Origin of the sequence: Priestia sp. YIM B13551 (genome assembly GCF_042787905.1) — a bacterium.
In the GTDB taxonomy this organism is placed as follows: Bacteria; Bacillota; Bacilli; order Bacillales; family Bacillaceae_H; genus Priestia.
In genome coordinates this window covers 129517-138184 of the sequence record NZ_JBHZOX010000008.1, presented here as the reverse complement: position 1 = coordinate 138184, position 8668 = coordinate 129517, and the positions used below count along the sequence as shown (strand labels likewise).

Here is an 8668-nt window from a genome sequence, read left to right as displayed (position 1 = left end):
GCGGGGTGGAGCAGTTCGGTAGCTCGTCGGGCTCATAACCCGAAGGTCGCAGGTTCAAATCCTGTCCCCGCAACCAAATTATCTTTTATACATACTTGAATATATCATTATTATCCTTAGGCTATGCCTAAGGATTTTTTGTTTGGTTATATTTATAAACACTTGTTTAGGTTATGATATAAGATAGTGATGCAGATTAATCAGGAGGTTTTTTCATGTTACAAAGTAATATTCAAACTTATATTGAAAAAGAAATGAACGTTCAAGGTCAATCTTTATCTCTATACCAGGAAGAAAAGGAATATGCGTTGCAAAAAGAGTTGGTACCGCAAAACCTGATGATAGAAGAAAAAGAGGCATCTTTACGTTTTAAAGATTCTTATATCGAAAGAGTAGAGAAAGAAACGGACGAGCTGATCACAGAAGAATCTCCTCTTTCATTTTTAGATACTCCTATTTCTTATTTGAAAGAACACAGAAGTGAATTTCTATATGTAGAATCAAAATGGTTCGAATTTATTAAGCTTGATGGATGTTCTTTTGAAGTGGATGATGTGTTTGGCACATATAAAGTATTAACGGGGTTACATATGCAAAAAAAATTCGGTTCTTTACTAAAACAATTTTTTGCTAAAGAACTTAATGAAAGCCTAACAAGCGTCCAGCTTTTATTTAATGATAAAGATGGATTATGGGATGTGAATATTGAGTTAGATGCTATAAAAGAGTTTAATGAAAAAATGTCGATAGGTGAAGCTCTTGTTCTTACATATCGTTTTTTCTTTCATCTAGTGGAGTATGTAGAGAACGAAAAAGCTTAAGAAATGATGAGTACTTTCACTGTAAAGCATAGAACGTAGTTTCTATGCTTTTTTTGATGAGTAATACGTAATGAATGCTAAATGAAGCTGGAAATACATTTACATCTCTATGCTTTTATGGAATGATAAAGAGTATCTTTACATATATGACTGCTATGGGTAAGGAACAACTATCAGGAATCTTTCTAGTTTTTTGAGAAAGTAGCTCACTATTAGCTGTTAATAGCACTCAGAGCAAGAAAGCTTCCGTAGGATGAAGTATAATATATAAATACAGGAACTATTTTTAACTTTATAAAAAATGTCTGCTGACGTATGGGATTATAAATAAAGAGGGGATGTTCATGTTATTAAGAAAAATAAAGTCTGAAGAATTGGCAGAAGTCTATCAAATGGGATATGCCGCATGGCCTAAAGGCAGGACGTACAAAGAGTATGTGAGAGATAATCAAAAAGAAGAAACATATGGAATTCGGTATGTATACGTAAATGAAGAGAATCAAATTATTGGTTCATTTATTTTGCTTCTTTTACAAACTCCTCGATTAAAGTTTGCTTTGCATGGTATTGGATCCGTTGTTGTACACCAGCTTTATCAACGAATGGGGTATGGCCGTGATATGCTTGAAGACTTTTTTAAAAAGATGAAGATAGAGAAGCGCAGCGCTATTTTTATGCTGTATAGCGATATTCTTCCTGAATATTATCATCAGTTTGGGTTTAAGGAGCTCCCTTCTCATTTACAACGTTATCCTCAATCCATTGCTATGGTAAATTGCAGCGAGTCACAATATGAATACTTAAGTAAGCAATCCATAGAAGACATACCGGCCTATTTTTAAAAGGTATGTCTTTTTTATAGTATTTATCGGCACAATCGTTTACAATTTTATGTAAGCGTTTTCTTTATTTGGAAGATGAATGATTTTATTTGTCCTCATAAGCGTAGGCAAATCGTGCAGTTAATATAAATTTTATTACATAAAACCTTGCTATCATCTTACTAGTAACTCTTATTCATTTCCCTACCATACCGATATGTACGTTTGCTGCCAAGTATAACCATATCAATATAAGGAGGAAGCAGGAAGATGAAACGATTATTTATAGCAGGGATGATTTTTATACTTTTTTTATCTTTAGGTGCTGTATCTTCTTCAGCCGCAGGAAGTTTTACCTCTAAAACATATAATGGAAGGACATACAAACTGTACGTACCTAGCAGTTATCAGAGAGGTGCTGCCTTACCTCTAGTAGTTATGCTACATGGCTGTACTCAAGACCCTGATCAATTTGCAGCAGGAACACAAATGAATGAACTGGCGGAGACAGAGAAGTTTCTTGTTCTTTATCCAGAACAACCTTCTTCTGCTAATTCAAATAAGTGTTGGAACTGGTTTGATACGGCTCATCAATCAAGGGGAAGCGGTGAACCAGCGTTAATTGCTGGAATGGTCAATCAAATAAAAAGCAGTTATTCAATAGATGCCGACCAAGTCTTTGTTGGAGGGCTATCTGCTGGTGCAGCTATGAGTGTTATTATGGGAGCTACTTATCCAGACATATTTGCAGCTATTAGCGTTGGAGCTGGCTTAGAATATAAAGCAGCGACTAATGTGACAGGTGCTTATACAGCAATGAGCAGTGGAGGTCCTAATCCTATCCAACAAGGAGATTTAGCCTATTCAGCCATGGGAGATCATAAACGAGTGGTTCCAGTTATTTTGTTTCATGGGACGGCCGACTACACTGTTGCGCCTATAAATGCGCATCAAATATTATCGCAATGGACTCAAACAAATGATAGAGCGTCTGATGGGCTGGATAATAACAATATTGATGATACGGCAGATCAAACTGTAACAGGTACAGTATCTGGTGGAAGAAGCTATACGCAATATATTTACAAAGATACAGCTGGAAAAACAGTAATGGAAAAGTACATGATAGAAGGAATGGGACATGCTTGGTCAGGGGGAAGTACATCCGGTTCTTATACAGATCCTAAAGGACCAAATGCAACTAAATTAAGCTGGAACTTTTTTAAAAGCCATCCGAAAAATGGTGATGCTCCTAATTCAGGAGATATATCCCCACCGGTTACAGCTGCTTCACCAGCGGGAGGAACGTATGGAAGTTCTGTTTCTGTTTCATTATCAACCAATGAACCTGCCATCACTTACTATACATTAGATGGAAGCATACCAACTGTTAATTCTCTAAAGTACTCTGAGCCTATTACCATCAACTCTAGCAAAACAGTAAAGTTTTTTAGTGTAGACGCAGCAGGCAACCAAGAGGAAGTAAAGACGGAAGTTTATCAAATTTCTGGAACTTCAGAGAAACCTTCAGTATTTTCTTCGCTTGCTGCTGAAGATGGATTTATCGGAAACTTATCAGCTGACGGTATGAGTAGTTCTATTCATAAAATTGGGGATAAAGGAATGTACAATACCGACACATACCGAACCATTTTATCTTTTGACACAAGTTCTTTACCTGATGATGCAATCATTACGGATGTATCTTTAAAAATTTATCGCAAATCTTCAACTGGTAATATTTCATCTTTGAAAGGCGATATTAAAAGCGGTGTATTTGGAACTAGCAGTGCTTTAGAACAAATAGATTATCAGGCTTCACCATCTATTTCAGCGGGCTTCCAAATGTCAGTGCCTTCACTCAATAATGGATATACAACTATTCAACTTCCTTCCTCACTTTGGGGATATATGAATAGGACCGGCAAAACTCAATTTCGCTTGTCAAGCTCAGGTCCAGCGGACTTTTTAAGTGACGTAGTTGAAATTTATGGGGGCGACAGTCCTGCATATGCTCCAACTTTAACTGTTTCATATCAGTAAAAAAACCTTCTAAAAGCTAACTGCTTTTAGAAGGTTTTTTTTGCTGATAAGTTACTTTTATCACCGAATACAACTCCAACTTTTTATAGAGTTTTCTTCAAATTTTGACATGATTTTGATGAAATTTAATCATTATTCAAAAATGAATTGTCAGAAATATTACAAGAAAATGTTTAAAATTAATTAAATCCGTAATAAAAGTAAAATATTCCTGTAATGGAAGTGAAATGAACAGGTGGTATCATTCAGTCATTGAGTAAATAAGGAGGTATTCGGAAAATGAAGAAATTTGTATTTACTCTAGGGACAACGGCAATTCTTTCAGCAGGATTTGTGGGTGCAGCATCTGCCTCTACAAGCGGAACGTATGAAGTACAAAAAGGTGACACTTTATGGAAAATCGCTCAAAATCATAATGTGAGCGTAGACGAGCTAAAAGATGCTAATAACTTAACATCAACACTAATTTATCCAAATCAGACACTAAACTTATCTAGCATAAAAGAAATCGTACATACTGTAAAACGTGGTGACACTTTGTGGTCAATCGGTCAACATTATGGCGTAACAGTAGAAGAAATTAAAGAATGGAACGGTTTAACATCAGACTTAGTTTTCCCTGGAGAACAATTTAAAATTAAAACGGCACAAGCAGCTCAATCTCAAACAGCTAGTGCGCCAGTAGCAAAGGCAGCTCCACAAGCGCAGCAGCCTCAAACGGCACAAGCTCAGCAAGAACAAGCAGCACAAGAGCAAGCACAAAAAGAACAAGAGCAAGCTCAAGCAGCACAAGCACAGGTAGCACAAGAGCAAGCACAAAAAGAACAAGAGCAAGCTCAAGCAGCACAAGCACAGGTAGCACAAGAGCAAGCACAAAAAGAACAAGAGCAAGCTCAAGCAGCACAAGCACAGGTAGCACAAGAGCAAGCACAAAAAGAACAAGAGCAAGCTCAAGCAGCACAAGCACAGGTAGCACAAGAGCAAGCACAAAAAGAACAAGAGCAAGCTCAAGCAGCACAAGCACAGGTAGCACAAGAGTAAGCACAAAAAGAACAAGAGCAAGCTCAAGCAGCAGCACAAGCACAGGCCGCACAAGAGCAAGCACAAAAAGAACAAGAGCAAGCTCAAGCAGCAGCACAAGCACAGGCCGCACAAGAGCAAGCACAAAAAGAACAAGCAGCTCAGCAACAGCAACAAGCAGCTCAACAGCAGCAACAGCAGTCTCAACAGCAAGCTAGCGGCAAGTCTATGACTGTTGAAGCAACAGCTTATACAGCTAACTGTGCTGGATGCAGTGGTACAACAGCTACTGGAGTAAATTTAAAATCAAATCCAAATCAACGAGTAATTGCGGTTGATCCTAGCGTTATTCCATTAGGTTCAAAAGTATACGTTGAAGGTTATGGTCAAGCTGTAGCAGCAGATACAGGTGGCGCAATTAAAGGAAATCGAATTGATGTATTCGTTTCTTCAGATAGTGCTGCACAAGACTGGGGCAGAAGATCAGTTAAAATTACAGTTATCGACTAATACTAGTCTTATAGAATAGAAGTAAAGAGAGATGTCTTTTAGGAGACATCTCTTTTTTTTATGCTTAAAATGAACGTTTGAAAAAATTAGGTCCGGGCATACTAAAATTTATAGTAGGAATTAGTTTGTTATATTAGTAATTATTTCTTGATTTATATACAATGTTTGAGTGTCCTAAAAAGCTGAAAATATGTCAGGAGTATAGAAATATGAAACTTTATAAAAAAATGGCTTTACTAATAGTGCTGGGTGTTATTGCAGGATTCTCGTATCTAGGCTATCAGGGATTATTTCAGCACGACGATCATTTGAATACGTCTGATCATAATCCTTTATCTTCTTCTAAACAGAAGCAGAATAGTATAGAAATTGTAGGGAACCCAGAATCCATTGCTGTGTTAGTAAATAAACAAAATCTTCTTCCTGATCACTATGAACCCACTGACCTTGTATACCCAGACGTTCGGTTTATATTTAAAGAAAAAATTGAAAAGCGCCAAATGCGTACAGAAGCAGCAAAAGCGTTAGAAAGGATGTTTTCAGCTGCTGAACGAGAAGGAATTTACCTAGCCGGTGTTTCTGCCTATCGTTCTCAAAGCCGTCAAGAATCTCTTTATCAAGCGTATATAAAACAAGATGGAGAAGCGGCAGCTAATCATTACAGCGCTCATCCAGGCAGCAGTGAACATCAGACTGGTTTAAGTATAGATGTATCAAGCAGCACCGGTAAGTGTGCAGCTCAAGATTGTTTTAAAGATACTCCTGAAGCCAAATGGATTGAAGCAAATTCATATAAATACGGATACATTGTTCGCTATCCAGAAGGAAAGCAGCAGATTACAGGTTATAAATATGAGCCGTGGCATATACGATTTGTCGGGAAAGAACTCGCCTCTAAAGTGTCTAAGAAAGGAATTACGTTAGAAGAATATTATAATGACTACATGCAAGTTGATAATCCAGTTCAATAAAAAAGAAGAGTTATATAAACTCTTCTTTTTTGTATTGCTCGAATATACCCTTACTTTAAAAGGGGGAACGAGGGAAAGATGTAGAGATGAACCACGGGATGCTATATCCTATGCCTTACTAGTAAAAGAGTTAACGTTTATAAATTATAATGAATTTTGTGATAAAGAATACTCATGTTCGTTTTCATTTTCCTTCACATATTCTACAAAAAAGGAGGTGAAAGAAAATGAGTTTTTACGGAGGTTATGGTTATGGGTACGGATACGGAGCAGGTCACGGAAGTAGCTTTGCGTTAATCGTTGTGCTATTTATTTTACTAATTATCATTGGTGCTTCATGGGCAGGGCACTATTAATACGGTGTCCATAAATAAGCTCCCTTGAAATAATTCAAGGGAGTTATCTGTTTTTATCTATAAGTAGGTAACTGTAAGTACGAAGTGCTTACATATCCTTTAAAGCCGTTGTATTCTACAAAAGCCCAATCAAATGAAAGCTTGTTATCTTTTGAGTAGCCCCAAGCTAAGAAGCTGACGCTTTTTCCTTTAGGAATAGTTGTTACAACTTTGTTGCTTGTGCTAGGTCCTGTACGTAAATTAAGGTTAGCAGCTGTATGAACAGTAGAAGGGACTTTCATTAAATAGGAAGTACTGATATATCCGGTGCCGCCAATTATTTTAATAGCAGCCCAATCTGCATTTACAAACTTGACTACTTCAATTTGATCTTTTTTTCTTAATGTATCAAGAATCTTTCCCTGAGTGCTAGGTTTTGAACGTATATTGAGTACGTTTGCGGTCACTTCATATACGCTGAACGGTGCGTTTATTTTTTCTGCTGCACTTGCTGTTTGCTCGTGAGTGAATGGCAGTGTTCCAGATAGAGATGAAAAAGTAAAGCCCGCTGCTAATGCTAAAACCGATATAGATTTTGTAATTGTCTTCATACAAATATCCAACTCCTTAGTGAAATAGGTAATAACTTTTCTATAACACTAAGAATAAGGAATACTTGTTTCTAAATTGTTACCAACATATATCCCAGTTGTAAATTTATAAAAGGTCTGTAAAAAGGTTTATTTTACAGACCTTTTAATAGCATTATCGTTATTGTTCCTCGCGATCTTCCGTTGATTTGTAAAAAGAAAAATATACAAAAACAGATAATACTGTTCCATAAATGCTCCACAAAGCTAAAGCGAAAATAAATTCTTTCTGCAGGCAATAAATAATGGTTAAAGCAACTAGTGCAATAAAACTTATTAAAATGGTCTTTTTCATAAGCACCCCGCCTATTTAGTTTGATTACTCTATATGCTTTTTGATCTTGCTTTTACCCTATAATTATTCGACTGTTGCGCTAAAGATGAAAGGAAAAAGTTAAATAAAGCCGAACTTATAATAAAAAGAAGAATGCAGGGGGCGTTTTATGTTAGAACAACATGTGTTAGAAGATATACAAAAGCTACAGTCTATTTGCGAACAAGAAGAGCACATAGAGCTGAAGCTGAATTTTGATATGCTACGAAGTCGAAAACAAAATGAAGTTAACGATTTTTTTCATTATGAAGATAATCAGCTTGTTGGGTTTATTGGTCTTTATGGGTTTGGGAATACAGTAGAAATATGCGGAATGGTCGCTCCTAGCTATCGCCGAAAAAGGATTTTTTCAAAGCTGTTTTCTCAAGCTTTACATATATGTAAGAAGCGTGGGTATACAGAGATTTTATTAAATGCTCCTGGCGATTCGGTTTCAGGCAGGGAGTTCTTAAAGCAAATTCCATGTTCATTTACTTTTTCAGAATATCAAATGAAGTGGACACAAAAAGAATTGGAAGATGATAATCCCTTTGTTACACTTCGCTCTTCCCAATCAGATACCGATATGAAAATGGAAATACAAGTTGATGTGGAATGCTTTGGTATGTCTTTAACAGAAGCAGTTGCTTATTATGAACAAACGAAAACGGAAGAACAGCAAAATCATTTTATCGTAGAGTACAATAGTCAAGCGGTTGGAAAGTTAAGGGTATCTTATGATAAAAGCGAGGCATGGATTTATGGATTTGGTATTTTACCTTCTTATCAAAAATTGGGAATAGGAAAAGCTGCTTTAAAACAAGTTGTTTTAAAGCAGCTTCGGCTAGGATATGATATATTTCTTGAGGTTGAAGCGAAAAACAAACGCGCTTTGCAACTCTACGAAACATGCGGTTTCAATTCATATCACGTGCAGGATTATTACGTATACAGCTTGTAAATAAAAAACACGGAAATCTTAGATTTTCGTGTTTTTTATTTACATATTAGATGATATGTGCTTTTTTGAGTAAATAATGAGAAAGTAGAGAAAAAGTGATATGCCGGGTTGATAAAAACAGGAAAGGCCATACAAACATGATAGGAGCGCTGCAAGCAAGGATACACGTAAGAATACCTCCAATAAATGCTTTTCTAAATAATTGATAAGCCGTATACCCCAG

The 8668-nt window shown here is 36.5% G+C and carries 10 protein-coding genes; 8 read left to right on the top strand and 2 right to left on the bottom strand.

What is annotated here, in order from left to right:
- Window positions 1-215 precede the first annotated feature (215 nt).
- The 7 genes from ACFX4N_RS26370 to ACFX4N_RS26340 all read left to right on the top strand — a co-directional run bounded on the left by ACFX4N_RS26370 (window position 216) and on the right by ACFX4N_RS26340 (window position 6542).
- Entirely contained in the window at window positions 216-821 is a 606-nt protein-coding gene (locus ACFX4N_RS26370; protein ID WP_029325263.1) for a hypothetical protein, read from the top strand.
- Between the two features lie 344 nt (window positions 822-1165).
- Window positions 1166-1663: a GNAT family N-acetyltransferase gene (locus ACFX4N_RS26365; protein ID WP_013055206.1), complete on the top strand. Its 498-nt coding sequence runs from the start codon at window positions 1166-1168 to the stop codon at window positions 1661-1663.
- Between the two features lie 249 nt (window positions 1664-1912).
- Window positions 1913-3685: an extracellular catalytic domain type 1 short-chain-length polyhydroxyalkanoate depolymerase gene (locus tag ACFX4N_RS26360; RefSeq protein WP_098548652.1), complete on the top strand. Its 1773-nt coding sequence runs from the start codon at window positions 1913-1915 to the stop codon at window positions 3683-3685.
- Between the two features lie 279 nt (window positions 3686-3964).
- Window positions 3965-4726, top strand: coding sequence for a LysM peptidoglycan-binding domain-containing protein (locus ACFX4N_RS26355; RefSeq protein WP_377263324.1), 762 nt, complete (start codon window positions 3965-3967; stop codon window positions 4724-4726).
- 207 nt (window positions 4727-4933) lie between these two features.
- A complete protein-coding gene (locus tag ACFX4N_RS26350; protein WP_014461776.1) occupies window positions 4934-5215 on the top strand; it encodes a 3D domain-containing protein in 282 nt (93 codons plus the stop codon).
- A gap of 209 nt (window positions 5216-5424) precedes the next feature.
- Window positions 5425-6186, top strand: a complete 762-nt coding sequence (locus ACFX4N_RS26345; RefSeq protein ID WP_013055209.1) for a M15 family metallopeptidase — start codon at window positions 5425-5427, stop codon at window positions 6184-6186.
- 227 nt (window positions 6187-6413) lie between these two features.
- Entirely contained in the window at window positions 6414-6542 is a 129-nt protein-coding gene (locus ACFX4N_RS26340) for a YjcZ family sporulation protein (protein WP_013055210.1), read from the top strand.
- 53 nt (window positions 6543-6595) lie between these two features.
- Here ACFX4N_RS26340 and ACFX4N_RS26335 read toward each other — a convergent pair whose 3' ends face one another.
- On the bottom strand, window positions 6596-7132 hold the full coding sequence (locus ACFX4N_RS26335; RefSeq protein WP_013055211.1) for an SH3 domain-containing protein: 537 nt from the start codon (window positions 7130-7132) through the stop codon (window positions 6596-6598).
- Window positions 7133-7292: 160 nt separating this feature from the next.
- Window positions 7293-7466 carry a hypothetical protein gene (locus ACFX4N_RS26330; RefSeq protein WP_164796970.1) on the bottom strand — a complete coding sequence of 58 codons (174 nt, stop codon included), beginning with the start codon at window positions 7464-7466 and terminating at the stop codon, window positions 7293-7295.
- 148 nt (window positions 7467-7614) lie between these two features.
- Here ACFX4N_RS26330 and ACFX4N_RS26325 point away from each other — a divergent pair, with 148 nt between their 5' ends.
- A complete protein-coding gene (locus ACFX4N_RS26325; RefSeq protein ID WP_098548650.1) occupies window positions 7615-8445 on the top strand; it encodes a GNAT family N-acetyltransferase in 831 nt (276 codons plus the stop codon).
- The last annotated feature ends 223 nt before the right edge of the window (window positions 8446-8668 follow it).